Here is a 23,981-nt window from a genome sequence, read left to right as displayed (position 1 = left end):
ACGTTGTGCAAACGCCTTATTCATTTCTCTTTGAGGATGGTCCAATTGCCGTAATGCACGGATCGCCTTGGCGCTATGACACACATGTTCCGATCATTTTCGCTGGTCCAGGCATCAAACCCGCTCGTGTGAGCCGCCCTGTTTCCACGGTGGACGTCGCCGTCACTCTGAGCACTGTTTTGGGTATCAGCCAACCTAGCAGTGCTGCTGGTGAAACCCTAACCGAGATTGGCGTTACAGATCCATAAGTGGTCTTGTCTTTTCTTAGGGTAATCAATTGTTGAAGGCCGTGCTTGAGTGAACAGTAATCTTTGGCACGAGCTTCAGAATATGTTTGTATCTGGAGCAAAGCCTCAACGAAAGGCAGGTTTGTCTGCAATTCGGACGTTTGATGGCACCGCAGCGAACGGCTGGTTCCAAGCATATATAGTCCCCCCTTAGAGAGGGTGAACCCAATAAACGACGTGCCCAAGAAAGTGCGGGAGCCTCGCGAGCAGTTGAGCAACTTGGCAAGGGGGGTAGGCAGGGGTGGGATGAGTGTTGTTATGGAGTGGGTGCGAAGCTAGCCGTCGGCCTCACTTGCCAAGGTAGATCCAGTTGGCGAATTCATCTCGCAAGAACAGAATGCGACGCAACTGATCCGAAATCCGTTTTTAGTTGTTGCTTTTCATACTGTTATTGAATAATTCATCAGTTTTCTTTCGATGTTTGGCAGCTGGGGAGCTCTTACAGCAAATCTTGTGGGTGTAAAGCTGGCACAGTCAATCAGTCTTTTGACGGCAAAGGCTATCGCGCCAGTGGTCAAAACGCGGCTCCTTTCGAAGATCGACCTTGTCCAATTACATTGACTCTTGGCTTACTGCTACGACCCATTACGTTTTGGGAAGAATGCGAGGGCCTAGCGGGGCGCCGGCCAATGTCGGTTAGATCTCGGGACAACCTAATCCAATTCACTCCCAATGTTCTGCAATCAGCCTTTGAGCCGTGTCTTGTAGCGGTTCGCCAGATACCGCCGCGCCAATGAGGAAATGAAAGAATTTTTCTGCTGACAAGTCCACTGAAGGCGTCATAAATGCAACGCTTGTCTCACTACTGGCTGTCTGCATGACTGATAACAAATCCGCCCTCTTATCGAGCTCGACAATTTGATCGTCGGCAAAATCAAGCAAATACTCAACCGCTTGCGTCCATTCAGAGCCCAACCAGACTAGCGCTACCAACTTTTGGGCAGTGTTCGGTAGGGATGAGAAGTGCAGGTCCGAGGGGACAACGATAGAAAAGCTCTCGGGCCAAAATGGATTCGCCGAATGAAAACTTTCGCTCTTTAGAATTGAACGGACAATATCGCGCCAATTTGAAGATGCGGGACCGGCAAACAGCGTGGTTGCCTCGGTGACACCTTCGCTTGCATCATCAAATGAGGTCACCGTAAACCGATCATCAAACACGGCGACTCTAAGTCTAGGTTCATTGTCCTCAAACTCTGGACGCCAGGAGTACTTTGCGTCGGTCTGGCAGTCGGAAATCGTTAGTTCGTCCATATCGCAGAACTTAACGGCGGTTCGTTGGCAACGCTAGAGTTTGACTAGCTTATGTCGGAGTAAATGATACCTAAGTTTCACCACTGTTATCCTTCGGGCTCACAGTGGTGAAACTTGGAAAATCAGCGATGCTTAGCGCTAGACTTGGAGCCATCGCAGAGTTGTTGGCAACCGGTGCGACAAAGCAGCCTGTGATAATTTCCATCCGCGCTACATTGTCTTGACCAGTGCGGCCAGAGGTCCGCTGCCAAGCTATACTTACGCTCGTGACAGCTTACGCCATGCCGTCCAATCGCCGTTCTCGGCCTTGGACCAAGCAGCCACCAGAGCAGCTTTCCGAAGTAAGCCGTTCGTTACTCCCATGGTGTCAGTTTCCAGCCATTCAGGCGTTCGGGTCAGGTCTAGCGGTGGTCGGTTCTCGACGAGCCATTCGCGTGCTGCGCGCGCTGCGCGGTTGGGGCTCGGCCTTCCCGCCAGTCTCCGCGCCCCGTGCTTGATGCACCTTGGCGTGCCGTACATGGCCCAACCTCGGCAGGGTGTGCCGTCCCGCTTAATCGCGTTGCACCGCTTGTGTTTGCCGCTTCCGAAGCCATTCTTGCGAGCCATCTCGCGAGCCAGTGCTGGGTCACGGCTGACCGGACGCAGGTTGGCCATTTGCTTGGCTAGGACTTTCGGGTCAGTAGCGACCATTGGTTTGCTCGATTGCACTTTCCATATGTGCAAAGTTCCACAGACCGCTTCTTTTGAACACCCTTTTGCGCATCCAGGTGCTGGCTAAATTGGTCCACGCGGACGGCGGCCGGGCCGGCGGCGGCAGAGACCTTGGCCTTGGTCGAGCCGCTGACCTCCCGCACTTGGAAATATCGGCTCAATCATTCCGCCAAAGCCAAATACAGCATTATTTTCCTATGCTTCCAATCCAACCAATCCAACCAAACTGGGCAAATCCTTCTCGTATGGCGGGCTCTCTTTTGGGAAAGTGAGAGCTGTGTGTTAAGGAATGATGTAGCCACTTTGGGCGGTTTGGTCGGATCGCTGCCTTCTGATCCAACCAATCCAGCACTTCAGAACCCTAAAGCGGCCCGCAGGCTCTGCCGAGCCTCACTCCAATCGACGAGTTTGACTCTGCGTCCTCCGCCGCTTGGGCGACGGTTTTCTTGCACGGCTCCCATCTCGCGTATGCTCATCCAAAACCGTGTCTGATCCGGTGCTGCTTCATCGCGGCTCTTCTGCTCCAGCCACCCGCAATAGGCGCGGAAGACTTCAATTTTGTCGTATGTCCCATTCATATCGGGAATCGGCTTGTTATCGAGCCTTTGACCGTAGAGGATCTCCTCGCTTTCGATGCATTCCTTCCACCAACGAAAGACGCCGACAAGGCTTTGCTGACGGTGGCGCAGATACGCTTCAGTCAGTGGCCGGTCCCTTTGGGCGTTCCATTTAGAAACATCGCGATTGAGGAGGTAGTGGTAGACAATTGCGAGGCCACCATTGTCGAGCCATGCATTGAATTTTTCCCAGTAATCAATTTGCATGACCGATGCTAAAGTTGTGTCTTCAATGACATATCGACGATCCGAGGCATCAATGGGTGCCGCGTGTTCTTCGTTCGAGGTCATGCCGAAAGTGAGCATGTTGTCCACCTCGTATCCGTCGACACCCTTGGGTTCGATATGGAGCCTGTCGCCATTGATCTTGGCTTTGAGAATTGCTGCGCCCCCTCGGGCATGGCGGAACGTGACTTCATCCGCCTGCACGAACATCGCCCTTTCCTGCCATCCAGTATGCTTCTGGTAGAGCTGATTACTATCATAGCAAACATACCCGTGCACAGGTCCGAATATCATACGCAGCACGCGGAAGAGCGTCGTCTTGCCTGTTCCCGGTGGACCTGTGAGCAGGATCACGGTGCCGGTGGGTTTGGTGGGGTTTTGGACCGTCCATGCCGCCCAGTTAAAGTAGTATTCAACGACAACAGGGTCTGTCAAAACCAGCCGCACGACATCCAGAAATGGCTTGGGATCGCCCGCTTTGGGTTCGACGCCCAGCCCTTGCCAGATGTTGATCTTGTTCCCGACGGCGCTTCCGGGTGGATGGCGGGGGTCACAGATGATCCCGTCAAACTCCCGTCTGTCAGGGGACCGAAGCCAGCGTTCACCGGCGCTGTTGGCACCCGTCTCGTGTTCGGTCATATTCCCAACGATTGCCGCGAAGTCCGGACGCGGAGACAACTGCAACCGGTTTTCTCGGAACCTACCGATCCTGATTTTTCCACCGGGGGTAAGAACAAACCACTCCTCATTGATCCGGTTGATAGTGTTGTCCATCTTCGCCTCACGAGCAGCGCGGGAATAGGCCTTCACGGCTTCCTCAACTTGCTTCTTGGTCCGTCTCGGCTTCATCTTCTGCCAGAGGTCGTAGATTGGCCCAGGCCGGTCGATGTCTGGCAACCCGGCAATGCGCTCCGCCTCGGAATTAAACTCCTCATCGGTCATCAAAGGGCACCCCGCACCAGCGCGCGCATCTTAGCTCTCTCACTCTCGGTCAATGGAGTTTCCTGCCGCTTCAGGATCGCCCGAGCGGTGGCGCTCTCCTCCTCGCGCGTATCGATGGCGCGTTGGGCGCAGCGTTGGGCGGCCCTCTCCCCGCCGGTCGCGAGGTGCCGGGCCTGCCCGTGTTCGAACCTCTGCATAAGCAGCCAGACGATTTCATCGTAGCTAAATCCGACCATCGACAGGAGTTGCGCCACTGCCAGATCGAGGCTCGACCGGCCCGATACTAACCCACTGTCATCTCCCGACCATCGCCGCGCGAGAGCCGGTTGCCGCTTCAACATCCGCATCAGCCTTTGGTCGATGTCTGTCGGATCGGTGGGTGGGGAGTAAGAGTTGACGCCGACGAACTGTTTAATGCCGCTGTGCCCGGCCATTAACTCCTCGCAAATCTCGAACGGCAGGATCGCGGGCATTCGGCTGTCAATGACTTCATATCCAGGCCCAAACGCAGCCCAGCCGCCCTCACCGCGACTGTCCAGGCCGGGCACGATGTCGTTACGGCTCCTTAGTGTCTTAAAGCGGGTTGAGAGGGCGTAGATGAAATGGCGGCCGCCGCTGACCGTCTTGTGCGTGCGAGTCGGCGGCAGCTTGCGTTCGTTCATCCAGCGGTCAGCTTCGCCGCCGTCCTTGTAATCATCGGCGTCGAGCATGTAGAGGCCCGTCGTTGCCCCCATCGGGATACCGAAGCCATTAGCGCCGTGCCAATCGAGGCGGTCAATGAACTGGGGCCATTGGGCATCCTTATGCCCTCGTGTGCCTTTTAGGGGCGTCTTGTTCCATCCGCCTTTGCCGAGGTGTTTACTGGTATCCCAGTAGATCCGGATCGGGAAGGTCGGCAGCCCTGTAGCAAAGGCCAATTTTTCGACATCAATCATGAGCGTCGATCCATCGCTCACCTACGGAGCACGGCGACGAGGATTTCCTCGACTTGACGGAGGGCGATCAGTGAGTGGTCGACACGCTTGCCGCAGTCACTGCATCGGTCATTCATCGGAGCCTCCTGAGCTGCTTTTCAACCCCTCTTCTACGTCTCCGGTGGTCTCCCCCATAGAAGAGCGAGTTGCGCCTGTGGACGTCCCATAATGCGGATTTTGTTGCTCTCCGTGGATGCGAAAGCCCTTGGGAACGGCCCCCATGCGCAGCGGCCAAAGCGGGCAGGTCGTGCAGACGCATTTTCGAACTTCGGCGGCGCTTTCATTGCAGCACTCGAGGCATTTGGCTCGGATAGCTTTCATGCCGACCAGATAGGGGGTGCTTTCCCACGTATCAGAAGAGATTTCGCGCGGATCGCGACCGATGAGTTGCCCCTCATCGACCTCGTAGGGCGAGCTTTGCAGGAGGCTGTTCTCACTCATGCCGCCACCTTTCCGGGCTTGTATCCGAAAGCGACGATCGGGATCGTAGGCTCACCATTGCGCCAGACGTAAAGGCTATAATTATGCTTCCCGCTCACTGTCGTATTCTCAATCCACCGGAGCCGCCATGTCAGCTTGAGCTCCATGAAGAACCGCTCGTTCGTCACGAGGCTCTGCCGGCAGCGAGCGTGACTCCAGTCAGACCGCAACAGGGCCACCAGGTATCCGCCTTCCGGCAGGAGTCCCAAGCCATGACTTACGTGCGCGTCAACTTCTGAGTACGGCGGGTTCATGACGATATCTCTGAACCCAGGCGGCCCGGCATCCTGCTTCAAGAAATCGACGCCTGCCGAAATCGAACAAAGCTTGTGAGGATGATCGTAAAGATCGGAGGCATAGAACAACTTGCCTCGTTTCTTCAGTTCGATGGCGATATGGCCGAGCCCGCTACTGGGTTCCCAGACGCTCTCCAAATCGATCAGATCGAGGAGGAGTGGCACGACGAGTGGCGCATCGAGGGTCGGGTAGTAGTCGCTCTCGCGGCGGTCGAAAGTCGAATCGTGGATTGTCATTTGTCGCCCCCATCATAGAGGCTGTAGCCGATGGCGCGGTTACCGTCATAATCGACCTTCTGACACATCCCCTCTGATACGGCGCAGAAGTAGCTCCCAACTTCATCGTCACCGGGGCGGGACCAACGATAACTGTAAACTGCCGCGCCTCTCATACCACACCTCCGGGGCGAACCAACCGGCGTTCCCGAAACGCATCAAGGCTCTCACGAGTGACGCGTCGACCGCGCGGACCGATCTTGTAGGAACGAAGTTCGCCCTCCCGGATCAGGTCCCAAACTGTTCTGGGGGATACGGCAATCTCAGCCGCCGCCTCCTTGATCCGAAGATCTGGTTCACGTGCAGTAGTGGTCATAGATGCTCCTTTCAGCCCGCATTAGTGCGAGTTCAGGAACAAAGGTTTCATGCCATGTAGTTGACGATCAACGAACAATGACAAGCTACACAGCGTGTCGGACAAGCTGTACAGCCTGCCGGTAGATCACGCAGTGTTTGGTGTCAGAATCTCTTTAAAAGAGTGCTGAGAGCGAGCGTTCTGCGGTTTTCTGGATCTTCTGCCTGCCACGAATCGAGGCGCAACTTTAGTAGACCGCGGGCACGGTCCTTGTTATGCCCCGAGTCAGAAAAGGCCTTCGGCCAAAGCCTCGCGGCCTCGGCCCAAGCAGCTTCACTTTTGATCTCGTTTTTTGACCTGGCTTTCTCTATTCCGTCGTCGAGCCTCCACTGGCGACGTCGCAGACTGTACTCAGAGATTAGGCCTTCAAGACGCAGCTGCTCCAGGTGGTTTTTCTCAGAGCGCAACTCTTGAAGCGCAATCGATACCGATATCAGTGCGCATTTGACAGCTTCTTCGTCGTCAAAATCGAACGGGGCGGCTGCCTGCTCATTGTCATTGATTACAACAAAAGATCCATCGCTATTGCGCCGAAGATATAGGCCGCCGATCTCGTACACTTGGCTCATGCTCGCGCCTCGCCGATCGACGTTACGTTCCCGGCCTCGAGGCCGGCCAGGTGATCGACCCACGCTTGGGTGTACCGGCGCGCAGCATCGTTATGCTCCGCAGATACATAGATATGGTCAGCGCCGTCAGACGGCGGCGTGTGGTTCGACAAGCGGTCGCGAATATCACGACCCCCACCATTCTCGGCAACCCAAGTAAGCGCCGCTCTGCGGGTGGCGTGGGAAGTAAACTCTTCCGAGATACCAATCGCCTGCCGTTTACGCGCAAGTGTCCTGATCACGAGATGCTTGTCGGTCGGCCGGTTTGAGTCTTGCACCGAGGGAAAGACCAAGTGGGATGTCGACCCGGCCTCCCGGGCTTTAAGGCGCTCAATAGTCTGGCGTGCCAGCATCACGACATGCGCTTTCCCATTCTTCGACCGCGCCGCAGGCAGCGTCCAAGTGCCGGCTTCCAAATCGACTTCGGCCCACTCCATGGACGAGACCTCGCCGATCCTGGCGAAAGTCTCCAACTGGATACGAAGGACCTCGCCATGTTGCCCCAGTTGATTGAGGCCGCGGACGTATTTGCGGAGTTCGCGCGTCCGCGGAGTATGCTGACGCGGGTTACGCTTGGGTAGCGTCACCGCTCCGACAGGATTGGGATGATCTGGCGGCAGCCAGGTTCCGTCGAGCGTCGAGATTTTCCGTGTACGGCCGCTGGCCACGTTGAACATCGTCGAAAGGACCGAACGAACTTTTTCGGCTTCACGCAATGCGCCAGCATTCACGATGTTGGACAAGACAGCCTTGGCCACCTCATGATCAAATTCCGTTGCCGGCAGATCCTCATAGTATGGAACAATGAACTTGCCCAGGAGGCGTTCATCCTCCCTCGACGAAGACGCGGCTTTGGTCACCCGCGCATAGTCGGCGATGTATCGCTTGATCAAATTGCCCATGGTTAGGGTACTAGGAGATTTAGATGTAGCTAGCGTCGGCACATTACCTTCGAGCCGTTGGGCACGCAGGTCGCGCCACGTTTCACGAGCGTCCGCCGTCGACATTTTCGGGTAGCGCCCGAATTGGAGTTCCACTTGTTTCTTTGTGGCGGGGTCTTCGTACCGGTAGATCCAGACTTTGCCGGTGCGTTTCCCATGACGCATCACCAGACCCGGTCGATCCTTGTCCACCAATTTGCCGCCTATTGCCAACTGGCGGTACTCCAAATCGGACACATCCGTTACGCGGTCACCCGCGGCCAATGCGGCCGCCTTGCGAAGGGCTTCCCGCAATTCTCCGCGGACACCGGTGTCCAAAGCAGCTTGGATGTGATTTGAAGCACGCTCTCGTGCTGATAGGTTCGACTCAGGCATTGCCGGGATTCCTCAAGAGTTAGGCGATGTCGGGGTCAGCTGTTCCAGCAGCTGGCCCCACCACAAACCTAAAGTTTCTTCCATGTTTTTTCCAGATTTGCCTGCATTGTTGCGCCTAAACCCGCACAAACCCGCACTTTGCGCACCACAGATAGACGACAGAAAAACCCCTCTATACAGGGACTTTTTTCATATATTACCGATGTTTGCAGTGGTGAGCCGTGCAGGATTCGAACCTGCGACCCACTGATTAAAAGTCAGTTGCTCTACCAACTGAGCTAACGGCCCACTCTTTTGTTGGATCTGTTGATCCGTGGCGCTCTTTACGGCAATTCCCCGACCGGGTTCAAGCCCTTATTTCGCGCCTCGTTTCACCGTAACAACGCGTGTTTCCGGCGACCCGATAGGCGGCTTAATTAGGCAGGTGGCGCTGGAGGGTCAACCCCTTTTTTGAGGAATCTTCGCGACAGGGTGGATTCATGTTCGGACCGACGTTATATGCCCGCCATGCAACAGAGACTCGACACCGGACTGCCCTTCATAAAGATGCACGGGCTGGGCAATGACTTTGTCATTGTTGACGCACGCGCGCAGGATGCCCCGATCACGCCGGAACTGGCCCGGGGAATCGGGCATCGGCAATTTGGTGTGGGATTCGATCAGTTGGCCGTTATCGAAAAAGGTGAAGCCGACGCGCATCTGGTGTTCTACAATTCCGATGGATCAACCTCGGCCGCCTGCGGCAACGCCACCCGCTGTATTGCACGGTTGCTTATGGATGAGACGGGGCGCTCTGCCCTGAAGCTCACCACGGAACGGGGAACCCTTCATGCGCGGGATGCCGGCGATGGGCTCACTTCGGTCAACATGGGGCACCCGCAGCTGAACTGGCGCGAAGTTCCTCTGGCAGAAGAGATGGACACGCTGGAATTGCCAATCGAAGGCACCCCGACGGCAACGGGAATGGGCAACCCGCATTGCACATTCTTCGTTGAAAACGCCGAAGCGATCCCGTTGGCAGAATTCGGCGCGCGTTACGAATACCACCCGCTTTATCCCGAACGCACTAATGTCCAGGTGGCCCAGGTCATTGGCCCGGATCACATCCGTATGCGCGTCTGGGAGCGCGGAGTAGGCATCACTTTGGCATCTGGGTCTTCATCCTGTGCAACAGCCGTGGCTGCCGCGCGACGGGGGCTGACCGGTCGCAAGGTGCGGATTGATTTGGATGGTGGCACGCTTTGGGTCGACTGGCGCGACGATGGTGTCTGGATGACCGGCCCGACATGTCACGTTTTCTCTGGCACTCTGACGCCTGAATTTCTGAGGTCGCTGGGATGAACCCGCCCAAGTTCACCACGTTGGGCTGCCGCCTGAACGCCTATGAAACCGAGGCGATGAAAGAGCTGTCGCAACAGGCCGGTCTGACAGACGCTGTGGTGGTGAATACATGCGCAGTGACTGCTGAGGCCGTGCGCAAGGCCCGGCAGGAGATCCGCAAGCTACGGCGCGAGAATCCGAATGCCCGTCTGATCGTCACAGGCTGTGCCGCCCAGACCGAGCCCGAAACCTTTGCCCGGATGGACGAGGTCGATGCGGTCATCGGCAACACTGAAAAGATGCGCCCCGAGACCTGGCAAGGCATGGCTGCCGATTTCATCGGCCAGACCGAGGCGGTGCAGGTGGATGACATCATGTCGGTCACCGAAACGGCCGGCCATCTGATCGACGGGTTCGGCACCCGCTCGCGCGCCTATGTGCAGGTTCAGAACGGCTGTGACCACCGCTGTACCTTCTGCATCATTCCCTATGGCCGGGGCAACTCACGCAGCGTCCCGGCCGGTGTGGTGGTGGATCAGATCAAGCGGCTTGTCGACAAGGGGTATAACGAGGTCGTGCTGACCGGGGTCGATCTGACATCCTGGGGTGCCGACCTGCCCGCAAGCCCCAAGCTGGGCGATCTTGTGATGCGCATCCTCAAGCTGGTGCCGGATTTGCCACGCCTGCGCATCAGTTCGATCGATTCGATCGAGGTTGATGAGAATCTGATGCAGGCCATCGCAACCGAACCGCGCCTGATGCCGCACCTGCACCTGTCGCTTCAGCACGGCGACGATCTGATTCTAAAGCGCATGAAACGCCGCCATCTACGCGACGACGCCATCCGCTTTACCCAAGAGGCACGCAAGCTGCGCCCTGAGATCACTTTTGGCGCGGATATCATCGCAGGCTTCCCGACCGAGTCCGAAGCGCATTTCGAAAACTCGCTGAAGCTGATCACCGACTGCGACCTGACCTGGCTGCATGTCTTCCCCTATTCCAAGCGAGAAGGAACACCGGCAGCCCGCATACCTCAGCAGGTGAATGGAACGGTCATCAAGGATCGCGCCGCCCGCCTGCGCGCGGCAGGCGACGCTCAGGTCGCAAAGCACTTGTCACAACAAATCGGCAAAACCCATCACATCCTGATGGAAAACGCCCATATGGGCCGGACCGAACAGTTCACCGAGGTTTCGTTCAAAGCACCTCAACCCGAAGGCCAGATCGTGCGCGCTGCTATAACCGGGCGGACCATGACCCAACTCACGGCCTGATTCCCTTCATCAGGCAAGAAAGACCCCGGGGAAGAACTGGCCAATGGCCAAGAAGAGGGGCAAGGGCCCTGTGACCCCTTCTGGAAACAAAAACCCCCGCAACCGGATGGCGCGGGGGTTTCAATTTATGCTTACTGAAAAGGGTCTCAGTCTTCTTTACGAAGTTTACCCTTATGCGGAGCCCACAGGCGCTTGTTGACCAGATAGAGAAGCACCGACAGAACGGTCAGGAAAATCACGCCAACAAAGCCAGCGTTCTTGCGCTCCATCATCTTCGGCTCGGCTGCCCACATCAGGAACGCCGAGACGTCCTCTGACATGTGTTCGACAGAGTTCGAGTGCCCGTCGGCGAACTCGACCTGTTCATCCGCCAGCGGCGGTGCCATCGAAATCCAGCCGCCGGGGAAGGCCTTGTTTTCGTAGAGGACAGTTCCTGCCTCTTCCTTCTCTTCACCAGTATAGCCGTCCAACAGTGAGGCTATGTACTCGGCTCCGCCCATTCCTTTGACCAGCTGATTGATGCCCAGACCGTAAGGTCCGTGGAAGCCCGCGCGGGCCTTGGCCATCAGGCTCAGGTCCGGTGCGCCGACACCGTTGTTGGCCGGGAAGTGGTCAGTCGGAATCGCCGGGCGGAAATCGTCCAGCTCGGGATCGAACACTTCGAAGTTGTCGGCCGCATAGGCGATGACTTCTTCTTCCGAATAGCCCAGCGCTTCCAGATCGCGCAGAGGCACATATTGCAGACCGTGGCAGGCCGCGCAGACCTCGGTATAGATCTGCAGGCCGCGCTGCAGCTGATGCTGGTCCCAGGTACCGAAGGGGCCTTCGAACGAGAAGTCAAAGTCTTCGATATGCTGCTCACCCCCACCTGCTGCATTGGATGCAACAGGGGTCAGGGCCAAGGCAAACGCGGCGCCGATTGCAAGTTTCTTGAACATGTTTCCGGTCCCTCTTCTTACTCGGCCGGCGTGGCTTTGGCGTCAGCCTTGCCATAATGCGCGTTGAAGTCTTCTTCGATGGTCTCGGGCTGTGCCAGAGGCTTCTCGATCACTCCGAGGATCGGCAGGATCACGAAGAAATAGGCGAACCAGTAGGCGGACGCGATGAGCGAGAAGGTCGCATAGGGCTCTTCCGCGGGCATCGCACCCAGCCACATCAGGGCAAAGAAGTCGATGACCAGCAGGTAGAACCACCATTTGAACATCGGACGGTACTTACCCGAACGCACGTTAGACGTGTCCAGCCAAGGCGCCAGCGCCATGGCCAGGATCGCGCCGAACATCGCAAGAACACCGAAGAACTTGGCATCGATGATACCGCCGGTGATGAAGCTGGCGAATTGAACGACCCAGACCTCACCGGTAAACGCGCGCAGGATCGCGTAGAACGGCAGGAAGTACCATTCGGGAACGATGTGTGCAGGTGTCACCAGAGGGTTGGCTTCGATGTAGTTGTCGGGGTGGCCCAGATAGTTCGGCATAAAGCCCACGACGGCCCAGAACACGACCAGGATCACGGCCAGGGCGAAGAGATCCTTGATCACGAAGTACGGCCAGAACGGCAGCGTGTCTTTCTCGGCCTCAGCTTTCGAGCCCCGGCGCACTTCAACACCTGTCGGGTTGTTGTTGCCGGTGGTGTGGAAGGCCCAGATATGCACCACAACCAATGCCGCAATGATAAACGGCAGCAGATAGTGCAACGAGAAGAAGCGGTTCAGCGTGGCGTTGTCCACGGCGGGCCCGCCCAGCAACCAGGTCTGAAGCGCGTCACCAACAAACGGGATCGCACCAAACAGGCCGGTGATCACGGTTGCACCCCAGAAGGACATCTGACCCCAAGGCAGAACATAGCCCATGAAGGCGGTGCCCATCATCATCAGGTAGATCAGCATACCAATGATCCACGTGATCTCACGCGGGGCTTTGTACGAGCCATAATACAGGCCGCGGAACATATGGATGTAAACCGCCACAAAGAACAGCGATGCGCCATTCATGTGCAGATAGCGGATAAAGTGACCGCCATTCACGTTGCGCATGATGTGCTCGATGCTGGCAAAGGCCAGATCAACATGCGGGGTATAGTGCATCACCAAAACGATACCGGTGATGATTTGCAGCGCCAGGCAGAATGCCAGAACGATGCCCCAGATCCACCACCAGTTCAGGTTCTTGGGGGTCGGGATCATAAGGGTATCGTACAGCAGGCCGACAATCGGCAGGCGGCTGTTCAGCCACTTCTCGCCGTTTGTCTTCGGCTCGTAATGATCGTGGGGAATTCCGGACATAAGTTTGGGTCTCCCTTAGCCGAGTTTGATTGTGCTGTTGTCCACCCATTCTGCGGGCGGGACAGGCAGGTTCTCAGGCGCGGGGCCTTTACGGATACGACCGGCGAGGTCGTAGTGCGAACCGTGGCACGGGCAGAACCAGCCACCGAAGTCGCCGGCATCCCCCAAAGGCACACAGCCGAGGTGCGTACAAACGCCCATCTGAACGATCCAAGCACCCGGCGCTTCGCCTTCCGGTGACGGCATGACGCGGTTTGCGTCAGTCGCAGGCGCATCTGCGCTCAGGTTGAAGTTGCGTGCAAGCGGATCTGGCAGCGCATCAACACCTTCGGCGTCCTGTTCCTGGGCTTCCTGAATCTCGGCACCGGTGCGGTGACGGACAAAAACGGGTTTTCCCAGCCATTTTACCGTCAGTTGCGTGCCCGGCTCGACGCCGCTCACATCCACACGGATCGAGGACAGCGCCTGAACGTCTGCCGACGGGTTCATTTGGTTGATCAGTGGCCATACGGCTGCACCCGTTGCAACGACACCTGCGCCGCCAGCGACGTAGTACAGGAAATCTCTGCGGGTGCCTTCGTGGTCTTCTGCGTGGGACACGAGGTTATCTCCGATTATCTGGCGCCCGCGGACGGGCAAATAGCTCGCGCACCGCACGAATGCGGTGTCTTAACCGCGCTTACTATCGGGGAGAATAGTGTTCGTCCAGCGTTCATAAACGCGCAATACGCCGCATGTGTCCCTTCATGCACGTGACGAGGGGCTTTTTTTGGTGATTCTCGTCCGCAACTTTGCCTGCGGCTTCGAATCAACGGGGGTTGATTCGAAATTCGAACCCCGCTTTGCAGCCGCAATCCGGTCCGATTCTGAACACCGGGCGGCCAATCATTTGAGAACGTATTCTTGACAATCAACAACACAAAGCAGCGATTGTTTGCGGGGCAAATCATATACGCCAAATAGATGATTTAAATTGAAAATTGAGCGCAATATCGCAGTTGCACTTTTTGCGCGAATACCGGACAGCGCGAAAATCGCGCGAACTCCTGCAAGGAGACCCCTATGTCAAAAATCACCCTGGCCACTGCGATGTTCACATTGGCCCTGTCCTCGCAAACACTTGCAGCAGGTGATCCTGCGAAAGGCGAGGCGATGTACAACCGCTGTTCCTCGTGTCATGCGATCATCAAGGACGGCGAAGTACTGGTCAAAGGCGGAATCACCGGCCCGAATCTCTATGGCGTCGTCGGACGTGTCGCCGGGTCCGAAAAAGACTATCGCTATGGCAGCGAGCGCCTGCCGGTCGGCATGTTCACCGATGACATGATCCGCGCCGGCGAAGAAGGTCTGATCTGGACCGAAGAAAACATCGCCGCCTATTCCAAAGACCCCATCGGTTTCATCAAAGAGTATCTGGATGACGAAACCGCCCGCCCGAACATGAGCGTCAAGCTCAGAAAAGGCGCGGAAGATATCGCTGCCTATCTGGCAACTTTCAGTTCCGAGTAATCCTGTTTCCCGGTGCTGGTTACGCCTTGTGCATCAAGGCGGCCAGCTGACCGGTTTCACTGCCAAATCCGCCGGGCACTTTGTCGGCGGCAGCGATTCTTGCCTCCTCAGGCTTGTTCTGGCCCAGTTTCCAGGTGCCTTGGATATCCTCTACCTGCATCCGGCATGGTACGATCATCCGCATCATTCTGGCCAACGCGTCATCAGACATTTTCCCGGTGACCCATGGCGCTTTGGGTAGCAGTCGATCTTCAAAGAATGCGGTTTGTCGATCCAGCAAATCACGCAGCTCGTCCTGCGGGCGCAGTTCAAGCCGTCCGGTCAGGTGCACGGCGACATAGTTCCAAGTCGGAACCTGATCGGCGACACCGTACCAGTCGGGCGAGACATAGCCATCAGGCCCCTGCACCGCGATCCTGACCTCTTTCGGCCCGTGAAGCATACGGACAATCGGGTTTGATCGCACCAGATGAAGTTCGACCACCGCACCGTCCTCAGACAGCAAAAAGGGCACGTGACTGATCAATGGCGCGCCGTCGCCGGAAATCGCCAGAACGCCAAAAGCCCGGTCACGGGCGAATTCAATATGACGCGCACGATCCTCGGCGCGGAAGGCTGGATTTGGGTGCATGGGCGACCTCCTGCCAAATCTCTTGCAGATGGGGTTGGTTCTTGGCAAGGTCTGCCTCGTTCTCAGGGCGGGGTGGAATTCCCCACCGGCGGTATGCGGGCCATGACCCGCAAGCCCGCGAGCGGCTCAGCCGTGTCCACCATCCGAACGGCAGAGGCCGGTATTCGGACAAAGTGTGGAACCACGAAAGAGTGTCAGCAGATCTGGTGAGAGGCCAGAGCCGACGGTCAAAGTCCGGATGGAAGAGAACGTGCAAGCCGTGCCGGTGAACCGGCGCGCCTGCTCGTGATCGCCTTGGGTGACGTGTCATGCCGGGCTGGCGGCGAAGGTTTTCGCGACCGCCAGCAGGCCACCGAACTGAAAGGAGATCACGATGACACACACCCGCTATGCTTTTGTCAAAGCCAACTGGCATTCCGACATCGTCGACCGCGCGCTTGACGGTTTTCTTGAACGGATCCCGGCCGATCAGGTCGATGTTTTCGACGTTCCCGGCGCGTTCGAGATGCCGCTGCTGGCCCGCGATCTGGCCCAAACCGGCCGCTACGCGGCTGTCGCCTGCGCCGCATTTGTCGTGGATGGCGGCATTTACCGGCACGACTTCGTGGCGCAGGCCGTCGTGGACGGGTTGATGCGCGCCGGCATGGATACCGGCGTACCGGTCCTGTCCGTCTCCCTGACGCCGCACCAGTATCAGGAAACCGATCACCACAACGCCATCTACCGCACGCATTTTGTTGAGAAAGGCCGCGAAGCCGCACAAGCTGCGCTGAAAATCACAGCAACCCGAACGGCGCTGACGCAGGCCGCCTGATCTTCATCTTTTCAAAAATACTCATTCGCGCCACCGCAAGGTGGCGCCCACCAATTCGCAAATCCCCTTGAGGCTCAAGGCGCTCCCCGCTAATCACGATCCCAAAGGAGCCCGCCCCATGTCGATGAACAGTTTTGGCCATCTATTCCGTGTTACCACCTGGGGTGAAAGCCATGGACCCGCCTTGGGTGCCACTGTTGACGGCTGCCCACCGGGTGTCACGATCGACGAGGCCATGATCCAGCACTGGCTGGACAAGCGCAAACCGGGGCAGAACAAGTTCACCACCCAGCGGCGCGAACCCGATCAGGTGAAAATCCTGTCCGGTGTGTTCGAAGGGCAGACCACCGGAACGCCTGTGCAGCTGATGATCGAGAATACCGATCAGCGCTCGAAAGACTATGGCGATATCATGGACAAGTTCCGCCCGGGGCACGCCGATATCACCTATTGGCAGAAATACGGGATCCGGGATTATCGCGGCGGCGGGCGGAGTTCTGCACGCGAAACAGCCGCGCGTGTGGCTGCGGGTGGATTGGCGCGTGAGGCGATCAAACAGATCGCACCCAACGTGCAGATCACCGGATACATGACCCAGATCGGGCCGCATAAGATCGAGCGCGACAATTTCGACTGGTCCCAGATCGAACAGAACCCGTTCTGGACACCGGATGCGCAAGCCGCCGAGAAGTGGGCCACTTATCTGGACGATCTTCGCAAGTCCGGCAACTCGGTTGGCGCAATCGTCGAAGTTGTGGCCCGCGGCGTGCCCGCAGGGATCGGCGCGCCGGTCTATGCCAAGTTAGACACTGATCTTGCTGCCGCGATGATGTCGATCAACGCGGTCAAAGGCGTCGAGATCGGCGAAGGCATGGCCGCGGCTGAACTGACGGGCGAGGCCAACGCCGACGAAATATTCATGGGACAGAACGGCCCGCAATACAGCTCGAACCACGCCGGCGGGATTCTGGGCGGCATTTCTACCGGGCAGGACATCGTCGTGCGCTTTGCGGTCAAGCCGACCTCGTCGATTCTGACCACACGCAAAACCATCACCAAATCAGGCGAAGAGACCGAGATCATCACCAAGGGCCGTCACGACCCTTGTGTTGGTATTCGCGCGGTCCCGGTAGGAGAGGCGATGATGGCCTGCGTGATCCTCGACCACCTGCTGTTGCATCGCGGCCAGATCGGAGAGAACCGTGGACGGATCGGCTGATCTGCTCACCCGCCTGCGGGCTGTGGTCGCACATCGCATGGAAACGGATCCGGCCCATGATCTGGCCCATCTGGATCGTGTCTGGACCAACGCCCGGGCCATCGCAGATGATCAAACCGATATGTCCGTGCTGCTGGCCGCAAGTTACCTGCACGATCTTGTGAATCTGCCCAAGGACGATCCCGACCGGCATCTTGCCTCGCGCAGATCCGCAGCTGAATCAGAGCCTATTCTTAAGGAAATCGGGTTTGAGGCCGATCAGGTCCGCGCGATCCAGCACGCGATCGAAGCCCATAGTTTTTCGGCCGATATCCCCCCTGAAACCATCGAGGCGCGCATTCTGCGCGATGCGGACCGCCTTGATGCCCTGGGCGCCATCGGTATCGCCCGCAACTTTTCCGTTTCCGGAGCCTTGGGGCGTACTCTTTACGATCCGGCGGACCCTTTTGCCCAAGCCCGGCCCCTGGATGACCTTCATTTCTCGCTCGACCACTGGAAGGTGAAACTGCTGCGCCTGCCAGGTGACATGTTGACCGAGACCGGAAGGCGGATTGCAGAACAACGCACCGCGCGCATGATCCGCTTTCTTGAAGAATTCGCCGACGAGATCGGCTGTTCCTTGCCGCAATCCTGGGCGAATTGCTGAATCCACCCGTTGATCTTTGCCCGTCAAAGACGCAGGTTCGCGCCGATGACAAAACCCTTAACTTCGCATCGACCTCTGCTTGCCGTAGCGCTGAAGCTGTGCGCCTTGTTTCTGTTCACGTCGATGTCCGCGCTGGTCAAAGCACTTTCAGATGAATTCCCGCCGGGCCAATTGGTGTTTTTTCGGTCCCTGTTCGCAATCCCTGTGATCATTCTTTGGCTCATCGCGCGGGGGGAGTTGTCGAAAGGCTTTGTGGTCAAGAAACCCATGGGCCATTTCTGGCGCGGTGTTCTGGGGACAAGCGCCATGGGGCTTACCTTTACCGGCCTCAGCCTGTTGCCCCTGCCGGAAGTCACTGCCATCGGCTACGCGACACCGATCTTCACCCTAATTCTGGCCGCCGTCATGCTGGGCGAACGGATTCGGCTTATCCGTATCGGCGCTGTGGCTTTGGGTCTGCTGGGCGTCCTGATCATGATCTGGCCACGTCTTGGCACCACCGAGATGGAGGTCGCCGCCACCATCGGCGCGTTGTGCGTGTTGGGCGCAACCCTCGCCCGTGCCTTCGTTCAGATCCATATCCGGCAATTGGTCAAGGTCGATCACCCTGCGGCCATCGTGTTCTATTTCTCGATGACCGCGACGCTTCTGTCCGCTTTGACAGCATTCTGGGGATGGACGATGCCCACCTGGAATCAGGCTCTGATCATGGTCATGATGGGCCTGATCGGCGGCGTCGCGCAGATTTTGGTCACATCTTCCTATCGGTTTGGCCAGGCCTCGATGCTGGCACCTTATGACTATGCAACCATGCTTTTTGCGATCGTGATCGGCTATGTCTGGTTCGACGAACTGCCAACGCTTGCAATCCTGATCGGGGCCGCGCTGGTGATTGCAGGCAATGTTGTCGTCATCTGGCGCGAACACCAGTTGGGGCTGGAGCGCGGCAAGGCCCGATCGGTTACAGACCCCAAAGCATGACTTTACCTTTTGCAATCTTCCCCTAGGTTGGGCCGAACAGTCAAAGAGGTGCCCAAATGAGCGACGCGCAGGATCACAAGGAAAAGATGCAGAAGGTGCAGGCCCAGCACCGCAAGAAAGTATCCGAGGCCGTGGATCCAGGCCGCGGTCTGGTCCTGATCAATACCGGCAAGGGCAAAGGCAAGTCCTCGGCCGCGTTCGGCGTGGTCATTCGCGCCCTGGGCTGGGGCCAGAAGGTTGTCGTGGTGCAGTTCATCAAGGGCAAATGGAAAACCGGCGAGCGCCGTTTCTTCGAAGAGCGTGATCTGGTGACATGGCATACGATGGGCGAAGGTTTTACCTGGGACACACAGGACCGGGAACGCGATATTGCAGCTGCCAATGCCGCCTTCGACAAGGCCTGCGCCCTGATGTCCAGCGGCGAATACGATCTGGTTGTGCTGGACGAGATCAACATCGCCCTGCGTTACGAATACCTGTCGGTCGAACAGGTCATCGAAGGTTTGAACGCGCGTTCGGAAAAGACCAGCGTTTTCCTGACTGGCCGCGATGCGCCGAACGCGCTGCGTGACTATGCTGATCTGGTCACGGAAATGACCGAGGAGAAACACCCGTTCCAAGCGGGCATCAAAGCACAGCGCGGCGTGGATTTCTGAAGCAACGTTGCTGCAAGGCTGGCGGTGCATAGCCGCCAATTCCGGTCATCGCCCTACCGCGTTGACCGGTTCTGTCATGTTGCAGGTTCCGGGAAACGCTGGCGTGTTCGGTTGGCGAAAGCCACAAGCGACAGCATCACCGGCACTTCGACCAGGACCCCCACAACCGTCGCCAGTGCCGCGCCGGAATGAAGACCGAACAAGCTGATTGCGACGGCAACGGCCAATTCGAAGAAATTCGATGTCCCGATCATGGCACAGGGCGCTGCGATCCGGTGGGGAACCTTCAGCGCATAAGCGGCACCATAGGCAATGGCAAAAATACCATAGCTTTGGATCAGAATGGGAACGGCGATCAGAATGATGACCGTAGGTTTCGCCAGAATGGTCTCACCTTGCAGGCCGAACAGGATGACCACGGTTGCAATCAATCCCATGACAGACCACGGTTTCACCCGCGAAGAGAAGGCTTCTATCGCTTGTTTAGAGCCTAATCTGCGGCGCGTGATCAACCCGGCGACAAGCGGCAGCACCACATAAAGGACCGTGGCCAAAACCAAAGTCTGCCACGGCACTTCGATGTCGGTGACACCCAGCAAAAAGGCCACGATCGGCGCAAATGCCACGACCATGATCAGATCATTGACCGAGACCTGAACCAGCGTGTATGTCGCGTCGCCTCTGGTTAGCTGCGACCATACAAACACCATGGCGGTGCAAGGGGCGGCCCCCAGCAGGATCAGACCGGCAGTGTATTGCGCGGCATCTTCGGGCACGATCCAGGGTGCGAAGACATAGTCGAAAAACAGGACGGCCAGCAGTGCCATGGTGAAAGGCTTTATCAGCCAGTTCACCACCAGCGTCACAATCAGACCACGTGGCTGGCGGGCGACTCCGGCGACTGCACCGAAATCGACGTTGACCATCATCGGGTAGACCATTGCCCAGATCAGCACTGCCACCACCAGGTTGACGCTGGCAATTTCGGCGCTTGCCACCTGCTGCACCAGCCCCGGCGCGGCCAGCCCGATCAGGACGCCACCGATCATCGCAAGTGCAACCCAGATCGTGAGATATCGTTCAAAAATGCTCATGACAGCGCCTCAGCCGTTTGATCCGTAAGTCTGCCAGAGGTCAGCGCGGCAAGCCCGACCATCACGGCCGCCGTGCCCAGCACCATGGGCAGCCCCCCGACCTGATAGGTCAGGCCAGACAAGATGGTGCCGGCCAACCGCCCCGTCGCGTTTGCCATGTAATAAAAGCCGACATCCATCGTCACACGCTCGGACCGGGTGAAGGCAAGAATCAGATAGGAATGCAGCGATGAGTTGACCGCGAAGATCGCACCAAAGACCAAAAGCCCGGCGACCAGCGTCAGGGTCAGCCAGGTCTCGGGCCCATTTGACAGCAAAACTGCCAGTGTCAGCGCCGCAGGAACGCAGAACAGGATCGCCGCCCAGCTGCGTGCGGCACGGATCAGATCACCTTCGGTTCGATCCGACGCACGAAGAATCCTTGGCGCGTTGGCTTGCACGGCGCCATAGAGGATGATCCACACCGCCATGAATGTTCCGATCATGAAGAACGCGGCCCGATTGCCCTCTTCGGTGCCATCTGAAAGAACAGCATAGAAATAGATCGGGATGCCGACCACGAACCAGACGTCCCGCGCACCGAACAGGAAGACACGCGCCGCGGACAACCAGTTCACATTTGCGGATTTTGAAAAAACCTCAGAGAACTTTGCGCCCTTGCGCCCCTTCGGCAGGCCCGCTGGCATGAACAACATCACCGCGACCAGGATCACCGCCAGAGCGGCGGCCATGGCAAGCACTGCCGGAATGAAGCCCAGTGTTGCAAGCATGGCGGCACCCAACAGGAATCCCAGCCCTTTGACCGCGTTTTTCGAACCCGTCAGAACCGCAACCCATCGAAACAACGCGCCTCCTTCGGAAGGAGCCAGCAATTTGACCGCCGATTTCGAAGACATCTTGGCCAGATCCTTGGCCACTCCGCTGGCCCCTTGCACGATCATGACAAAAGTGACCGAAGCCGCGACCGTCCAGTTCGGGTCAAGCTGCGTCATGGCGAGCAACGCGACAATCTGCACCCCCAGCCCAGCATAGAGGGTCGAGGTCAGCCCGAATCGTGCGGCGATCCAGCCGGCGGACAGGTTGGTGACAATCCCGGCGATCTCATAGAGTACAAACAGATAGGCAAGCTGCACCGGCGAGAATCCCAGGGTGTGGAAGTGCAACAGCACCAGCATCCTGAGCGCCCCGTCGGTCAGCATGAAGGCCCAATAGGCAGCCGTGACCGCGATATAGGCCGACAGTCCTTCGGGGCGTTGCGTCACAATGATGACCCGACCATCAGCGCGACATCCACCAGCCGATGCGCATAGCCCATCTCGTTGTCGTACCAGGCATAGATCTTCACCTGCGTCCCGTTCACAACCATGGTCGAGGGCGCATCGACGATCGAAGAGCGTTCGTCATCGGTATAATCGGCGGACACCAGCGGGCGGCTCTCATAGCCCAGAATGCCCTTCAGTTCGCCCTCGGCAGCGGCTTTGAAGAAGGCGTTGACCTCTTCAACGGTGGTTTCACGCTCAACCTCGAACACGCAATCGGTCAGCGAGGCGTTCAGCAACGGCACCCGAACCGCATGGCCGTTCAGACGACCTTTGAGTTCCGGATAGATCAGAGTGATGGCCGTGGCCGACCCGGTCGTGGTCGGGATCAAAGAGTTCAGGGCCGAGCGTGCGCGCCTGAGATCCTTGGCAGGCCGATCCACGATTGTCTGCGTATTGGTTACGTCGTGAATCGTCGTCATCGATCCATGGCGGATGCCCAGGTTTTCGTGAATGACCTTCACGACAGGCGCAAGACAGTTTGTCGTGCACGAGGCCGCCGTCACGATCTTTTGCGCCGCGGGGTCGTAGGTTCCGTCATTCACACCCATGACGATATTGGCCGTCGACCCGTCCTTGACCGGAGCAGAGACAACAACCTTCTTCACCCCAGCGTCAAAATACGGTGCCAGCTTCGCTTCGGTCTTGAACACGCCGGTGCAGTCGATCACCACATCAACACCGTCCAGCGGCAACGCGCTCAGGTCTTTTGTGCCAACGAACGGCAGGCGGGTACCGTTGACCGTGATGCTGTCTGCATCATGGTCGAATTCCGCGTCCCAGCGCCCATGGACTGTGTCGAACTCCAGCAGATGCGCATGCATCTCGGGATCACCGACGGCATCGTTGATCCAGGCTATCTTTGCGCCTTTTTCAAGCAAGGGCTTCAGGGCCAGTTTTCCCGTACGGCCAAGGCCGTTCAGTGCGTAGGTGGTCATTTCGTTTCCTCGGTAGGCGTGCGCCCGATTTCATCAACGGCGGATTGCAATGCGATCCGGTCAAGGCTTTCGACCGGCAATGACGAAAAGGCCTGAATCCGGCGCTTCAGTGCGCCGTAGGCGGTTTGAAAGGCCAGGCTTTTCTCGGCGTCGGTACCTTCGGCCTTGACCGGATCTTCCACGCCCCAATGGCCACTTATCGGTTGACCCTCCCAAGCCGGGCATTCCTCGTTGGCGGCCTGATTGCAGACAGTAAAGACAAAATCCATGACGGGCGCGTCCGGCGCCGAAAACTCGGACAGATTCTTCGGCCGCAGGACCGAGATATCGTGCCCCTTGTCGCGCAGAACCTGCACAGCAAAGGGATTGAGTTCTGAACTGGGCCGCGTCCCGGCTGAATAAACGTTGAACCGGTCGCCGCCGATCTGTCGCAGCAAGGATTCGGCAAAAATCGAACGGGCTGAGTTGCCGGAACAAATGAACAGCACATTGAACTTTCGGTTCGTCGCGGTGTCTTTGGGAAAGGGCATGCAAATATCCGGGCGGCCGCGGCAGCAATCCAAGATCAGGAAATCGAGCATTTGCTGCACAGTTTTCATTTCAATCGAATAGAGCAGAGACGTCCCGGATCGTTCCTGTTTCACCAGCCCCGACCGTTGCAAAGCATTCAGGTAGTTTGACATGGTGCTGGGTTTGATATCCAGCTCCGCCGCCAGCTCGCCCGCGGGAACCCTGTCAGGAAACCGTCGCGTCAACATACGAAACACGGTGATGCGCTGCGGGTGGCCAAGGGTGGTCAATTGATCGGTTATCTGTTCTATCATATTTCATGAAATATTGAAATATAGAGAGTGAGTCAATTTCATTCCGCGTCGTCACAAAAAATTCACGGATCAGAGCGCCAATTTGAAAGATTGGCCGCAGGATTTCGGTTCACAACTTGAGGCCCGGC

At 57.6% G+C, this 23,981-nt stretch carries 26 protein-coding genes, 1 tRNA gene, 1 pseudogene and 1 riboswitch; of the genes and pseudogenes, 9 read left to right on the top strand and 19 right to left on the bottom strand.

Annotation, left to right across the window (positions count from 1 at the left end; all coding sequences use genetic code 11):
* A pseudogene (locus ACR0A2_RS21830) lies at positions 1 to 248 on the top strand (hypothetical protein); the annotation flags it as partial.
* 702 nt (positions 249 to 950) lie between these two features.
* On the opposite strand, the gene ACR0A2_RS21825 reads toward ACR0A2_RS21830, so the two are convergent.
* The 11 genes from ACR0A2_RS21825 to ACR0A2_RS21775 all read right to left on the bottom strand — a co-directional run bounded on the left by ACR0A2_RS21825 (position 951) and on the right by ACR0A2_RS21775 (position 8,629).
* Positions 951 to 1,541, bottom strand: a complete 591-nt coding sequence (locus tag ACR0A2_RS21825; protein WP_480837303.1) for a hypothetical protein — start codon at positions 1,539 to 1,541, stop codon at positions 951 to 953.
* A 258-nt stretch (positions 1,542 to 1,799) separates the two neighbouring features.
* Positions 1,800 to 2,231: a hypothetical protein gene (locus tag ACR0A2_RS21820; RefSeq protein WP_480837301.1), complete on the bottom strand. Its 432-nt coding sequence runs from the start codon at positions 2,229 to 2,231 to the stop codon at positions 1,800 to 1,802.
* 374 nt (positions 2,232 to 2,605) lie between these two features.
* Positions 2,606 to 4,036, bottom strand: a complete 1,431-nt coding sequence (locus tag ACR0A2_RS21815) for a DUF5906 domain-containing protein (protein ID WP_480837299.1) — start codon at positions 4,034 to 4,036, stop codon at positions 2,606 to 2,608.
* A complete protein-coding gene (locus ACR0A2_RS21810) occupies positions 4,036 to 4,971 on the bottom strand; it encodes a bifunctional DNA primase/polymerase (protein WP_480837297.1) in 936 nt (311 codons plus the stop codon). Before ACR0A2_RS21810 ends, ACR0A2_RS21815 begins: the two co-directional genes overlap by 1 nt.
* Positions 4,972 to 5,079: 108 nt before the next feature.
* Complete coding sequence (locus ACR0A2_RS21805; RefSeq protein ID WP_480837295.1) at positions 5,080 to 5,451, bottom strand: hypothetical protein; 372 nt, start codon at positions 5,449 to 5,451, stop codon at positions 5,080 to 5,082.
* The gene (locus ACR0A2_RS21800; protein WP_480837293.1) at positions 5,448 to 6,023 is read right to left on the bottom strand and encodes a hypothetical protein; all 576 of its coding nucleotides are present in this window, start codon (positions 6,021 to 6,023) and stop codon (positions 5,448 to 5,450) included. Before ACR0A2_RS21800 ends, ACR0A2_RS21805 begins: the two co-directional genes overlap by 4 nt.
* On the bottom strand, positions 6,020 to 6,178 hold the full coding sequence (locus tag ACR0A2_RS21795; RefSeq protein WP_480837291.1) for a hypothetical protein: 159 nt from the start codon (positions 6,176 to 6,178) through the stop codon (positions 6,020 to 6,022). The genes ACR0A2_RS21800 and ACR0A2_RS21795 overlap by 4 nt, the downstream gene beginning before the upstream one ends.
* Complete coding sequence (locus ACR0A2_RS21790; protein WP_170340876.1) at positions 6,175 to 6,378, bottom strand: helix-turn-helix domain-containing protein; 204 nt, start codon at positions 6,376 to 6,378, stop codon at positions 6,175 to 6,177. The genes ACR0A2_RS21795 and ACR0A2_RS21790 overlap by 4 nt, the downstream gene beginning before the upstream one ends.
* A gap of 143 nt (positions 6,379 to 6,521) precedes the next feature.
* A complete protein-coding gene (locus ACR0A2_RS21785; RefSeq protein WP_480837289.1) occupies positions 6,522 to 6,986 on the bottom strand; it encodes a hypothetical protein in 465 nt (154 codons plus the stop codon).
* On the bottom strand, positions 6,983 to 8,341 hold the full coding sequence (locus tag ACR0A2_RS21780) for a tyrosine-type recombinase/integrase (RefSeq protein ID WP_480837287.1): 1,359 nt from the start codon (positions 8,339 to 8,341) through the stop codon (positions 6,983 to 6,985). The genes ACR0A2_RS21785 and ACR0A2_RS21780 overlap by 4 nt, the downstream gene beginning before the upstream one ends.
* Positions 8,342 to 8,553: 212 nt before the next feature.
* Positions 8,554 to 8,629 (bottom strand) — tRNA-Lys (locus ACR0A2_RS21775).
* Positions 8,630 to 8,839: 210 nt separating this feature from the next.
* Between ACR0A2_RS21775 and dapF the strand changes: the two genes are divergently transcribed.
* Both dapF and mtaB read left to right on the top strand, forming a co-directional pair.
* Complete coding sequence (gene dapF, locus ACR0A2_RS21770) at positions 8,840 to 9,682, top strand: diaminopimelate epimerase (protein ID WP_480837285.1); 843 nt, start codon at positions 8,840 to 8,842, stop codon at positions 9,680 to 9,682.
* Positions 9,679 to 10,935, top strand: coding sequence for a tRNA (N(6)-L-threonylcarbamoyladenosine(37)-C(2))-methylthiotransferase MtaB (gene mtaB / locus ACR0A2_RS21765; protein ID WP_480837283.1), 1,257 nt, complete (start codon positions 9,679 to 9,681; stop codon positions 10,933 to 10,935). Before dapF ends, mtaB begins: the two co-directional genes overlap by 4 nt.
* Positions 10,936 to 11,081: 146 nt before the next feature.
* Here the strand turns inward: mtaB and ACR0A2_RS21760 are convergent, their stop codons facing one another.
* The 3 genes from ACR0A2_RS21760 to petA are packed head-to-tail and all read right to left on the bottom strand — an operon-like array spanning position 11,082 to position 13,822.
* Positions 11,082 to 11,873, bottom strand: coding sequence for a cytochrome c1 (locus ACR0A2_RS21760; protein ID WP_171233949.1), 792 nt, complete (start codon positions 11,871 to 11,873; stop codon positions 11,082 to 11,084).
* Between the two features lie 17 nt (positions 11,874 to 11,890).
* The gene (petB, locus tag ACR0A2_RS21755; protein ID WP_152459512.1) at positions 11,891 to 13,222 is read right to left on the bottom strand and encodes a cytochrome b; all 1,332 of its coding nucleotides are present in this window, start codon (positions 13,220 to 13,222) and stop codon (positions 11,891 to 11,893) included.
* Positions 13,223 to 13,237: 15 nt separating this feature from the next.
* Complete coding sequence (petA, locus tag ACR0A2_RS21750) at positions 13,238 to 13,822, bottom strand: ubiquinol-cytochrome c reductase iron-sulfur subunit (protein WP_152459513.1); 585 nt, start codon at positions 13,820 to 13,822, stop codon at positions 13,238 to 13,240.
* A 462-nt stretch (positions 13,823 to 14,284) separates the two neighbouring features.
* Here petA and ACR0A2_RS21745 point away from each other — a divergent pair, with 462 nt between their 5' ends.
* Positions 14,285 to 14,731, top strand: a complete 447-nt coding sequence (locus ACR0A2_RS21745) for a c-type cytochrome (RefSeq protein ID WP_171640289.1) — start codon at positions 14,285 to 14,287, stop codon at positions 14,729 to 14,731.
* Between the two features lie 19 nt (positions 14,732 to 14,750).
* Here ACR0A2_RS21745 and ACR0A2_RS21740 read toward each other — a convergent pair whose 3' ends face one another.
* On the bottom strand, positions 14,751 to 15,362 hold the full coding sequence (locus tag ACR0A2_RS21740; protein WP_480837280.1) for an FMN-binding negative transcriptional regulator: 612 nt from the start codon (positions 15,360 to 15,362) through the stop codon (positions 14,751 to 14,753).
* A 54-nt stretch (positions 15,363 to 15,416) separates the two neighbouring features.
* A riboswitch (FMN riboswitch) is annotated at positions 15,417 to 15,616 on the top strand.
* Positions 15,617 to 15,735: 119 nt separating this feature from the next.
* Here ACR0A2_RS21740 and ACR0A2_RS21735 point away from each other — a divergent pair.
* From ACR0A2_RS21735 to cobO, 5 genes are all read left to right on the top strand, one after another.
* Complete coding sequence (locus ACR0A2_RS21735) at positions 15,736 to 16,176, top strand: 6,7-dimethyl-8-ribityllumazine synthase (protein WP_171640293.1); 441 nt, start codon at positions 15,736 to 15,738, stop codon at positions 16,174 to 16,176.
* 118 nt (positions 16,177 to 16,294) lie between these two features.
* Positions 16,295 to 17,395 (top strand): chorismate synthase, encoded by a 1,101-nt coding sequence (gene aroC / locus ACR0A2_RS21730; RefSeq protein WP_480837277.1) that lies wholly within the window; start codon positions 16,295 to 16,297, stop codon positions 17,393 to 17,395.
* Positions 17,379 to 18,041, top strand: a complete 663-nt coding sequence (locus ACR0A2_RS21725; RefSeq protein WP_480837275.1) for an HD domain-containing protein — start codon at positions 17,379 to 17,381, stop codon at positions 18,039 to 18,041. The genes aroC and ACR0A2_RS21725 overlap by 17 nt, the downstream gene beginning before the upstream one ends.
* Before the next feature lie 45 nt (positions 18,042 to 18,086).
* Positions 18,087 to 19,022, top strand: coding sequence for a DMT family transporter (locus tag ACR0A2_RS21720; protein WP_480837273.1), 936 nt, complete (start codon positions 18,087 to 18,089; stop codon positions 19,020 to 19,022).
* A 56-nt stretch (positions 19,023 to 19,078) separates the two neighbouring features.
* Positions 19,079 to 19,678 (top strand): cob(I)yrinic acid a,c-diamide adenosyltransferase, encoded by a 600-nt coding sequence (gene cobO, locus ACR0A2_RS21715; protein WP_480837271.1) that lies wholly within the window; start codon positions 19,079 to 19,081, stop codon positions 19,676 to 19,678.
* A 74-nt stretch (positions 19,679 to 19,752) separates the two neighbouring features.
* Here cobO and arsB read toward each other — a convergent pair whose 3' ends face one another.
* Genes arsB through ACR0A2_RS21695 form a run of 4 tightly spaced genes read right to left on the bottom strand, consistent with a single transcriptional unit; the run spans position 19,753 to position 23,853 of the window.
* A complete protein-coding gene (gene arsB / locus ACR0A2_RS21710; RefSeq protein WP_480837270.1) occupies positions 19,753 to 20,772 on the bottom strand; it encodes an ACR3 family arsenite efflux transporter in 1,020 nt (339 codons plus the stop codon).
* Positions 20,769 to 22,034, bottom strand: a complete 1,266-nt coding sequence (arsJ, locus tag ACR0A2_RS21705; protein WP_480837268.1) for an organoarsenical effux MFS transporter ArsJ — start codon at positions 22,032 to 22,034, stop codon at positions 20,769 to 20,771. Before arsJ ends, arsB begins: the two co-directional genes overlap by 4 nt.
* Entirely contained in the window at positions 22,031 to 23,029 is a 999-nt protein-coding gene (locus ACR0A2_RS21700) for an ArsJ-associated glyceraldehyde-3-phosphate dehydrogenase (protein WP_480837266.1), read from the bottom strand. The genes arsJ and ACR0A2_RS21700 overlap by 4 nt, the downstream gene beginning before the upstream one ends.
* The gene (locus ACR0A2_RS21695; protein WP_480837264.1) at positions 23,026 to 23,853 is read right to left on the bottom strand and encodes an arsenate reductase/protein-tyrosine-phosphatase family protein; all 828 of its coding nucleotides are present in this window, start codon (positions 23,851 to 23,853) and stop codon (positions 23,026 to 23,028) included. The genes ACR0A2_RS21700 and ACR0A2_RS21695 overlap by 4 nt, the downstream gene beginning before the upstream one ends.
* Positions 23,854 to 23,981: the final 128 nt, after the last annotated feature.

The organism is Ruegeria sp. H8 (genome assembly GCF_056532905.1).
The sequence above is the reverse complement of the archived record's forward strand: the minus strand, read 5'-3'. Positions and strand labels throughout refer to the sequence as shown.

Bases quoted from the DNA above. Each gene is read 5' to 3' on its own strand.
- ACR0A2_RS21825 (WP_480837303.1), bottom strand. From the start codon at position 1,541: ATGGACGAACTAACGATTTCCGACTGCCAGACCGACGCAAAGTACTCC.
- ACR0A2_RS21820 (WP_480837301.1), bottom strand. From the start codon at position 2,231: ATGGTCGCTACTGACCCGAAAGTCCTAGCCAAGCAAATGGCCAACCTG.
- ACR0A2_RS21815 (WP_480837299.1), bottom strand. From the start codon at position 4,036: ATGACCGATGAGGAGTTTAATTCCGAGGCGGAGCGCATTGCCGGGTTG.
- ACR0A2_RS21810 (WP_480837297.1), bottom strand. From the start codon at position 4,971: ATGATTGATGTCGAAAAATTGGCCTTTGCTACAGGGCTGCCGACCTTC.
- ACR0A2_RS21805 (WP_480837295.1), bottom strand. From the start codon at position 5,451: ATGAGTGAGAACAGCCTCCTGCAAAGCTCGCCCTACGAGGTCGATGAG.
- ACR0A2_RS21800 (WP_480837293.1), bottom strand. From the start codon at position 6,023: ATGACAATCCACGATTCGACTTTCGACCGCCGCGAGAGCGACTACTAC.
- ACR0A2_RS21795 (WP_480837291.1), bottom strand. From the start codon at position 6,178: ATGAGAGGCGCGGCAGTTTACAGTTATCGTTGGTCCCGCCCCGGTGAC.
- ACR0A2_RS21790 (WP_170340876.1), bottom strand. From the start codon at position 6,378: ATGACCACTACTGCACGTGAACCAGATCTTCGGATCAAGGAGGCGGCG.
- ACR0A2_RS21785 (WP_480837289.1), bottom strand. From the start codon at position 6,986: ATGAGCCAAGTGTACGAGATCGGCGGCCTATATCTTCGGCGCAATAGC.
- ACR0A2_RS21780 (WP_480837287.1), bottom strand. From the start codon at position 8,341: ATGCCTGAGTCGAACCTATCAGCACGAGAGCGTGCTTCAAATCACATC.
- dapF (WP_480837285.1), top strand. From the start codon at position 8,840: ATGCCCGCCATGCAACAGAGACTCGACACCGGACTGCCCTTCATAAAG.
- mtaB (WP_480837283.1), top strand. From the start codon at position 9,679: ATGAACCCGCCCAAGTTCACCACGTTGGGCTGCCGCCTGAACGCCTAT.
- ACR0A2_RS21760 (WP_171233949.1), bottom strand. From the start codon at position 11,873: ATGTTCAAGAAACTTGCAATCGGCGCCGCGTTTGCCTTGGCCCTGACC.
- petB (WP_152459512.1), bottom strand. From the start codon at position 13,222: ATGTCCGGAATTCCCCACGATCATTACGAGCCGAAGACAAACGGCGAG.
- ACR0A2_RS21745 (WP_171640289.1), top strand. From the start codon at position 14,285: ATGTCAAAAATCACCCTGGCCACTGCGATGTTCACATTGGCCCTGTCC.
- ACR0A2_RS21740 (WP_480837280.1), bottom strand. From the start codon at position 15,362: ATGCACCCAAATCCAGCCTTCCGCGCCGAGGATCGTGCGCGTCATATT.
- ACR0A2_RS21735 (WP_171640293.1), top strand. From the start codon at position 15,736: ATGACACACACCCGCTATGCTTTTGTCAAAGCCAACTGGCATTCCGAC.
- aroC (WP_480837277.1), top strand. From the start codon at position 16,295: ATGTCGATGAACAGTTTTGGCCATCTATTCCGTGTTACCACCTGGGGT.
- ACR0A2_RS21720 (WP_480837273.1), top strand. From the start codon at position 18,087: ATGACAAAACCCTTAACTTCGCATCGACCTCTGCTTGCCGTAGCGCTG.
- cobO (WP_480837271.1), top strand. From the start codon at position 19,079: ATGAGCGACGCGCAGGATCACAAGGAAAAGATGCAGAAGGTGCAGGCC.
- arsB (WP_480837270.1), bottom strand. From the start codon at position 20,772: ATGAGCATTTTTGAACGATATCTCACGATCTGGGTTGCACTTGCGATG.
- ACR0A2_RS21700 (WP_480837266.1), bottom strand. From the start codon at position 23,029: ATGACCACCTACGCACTGAACGGCCTTGGCCGTACGGGAAAACTGGCC.
- ACR0A2_RS21695 (WP_480837264.1), bottom strand. From the start codon at position 23,853: ATGATAGAACAGATAACCGATCAATTGACCACCCTTGGCCACCCGCAG.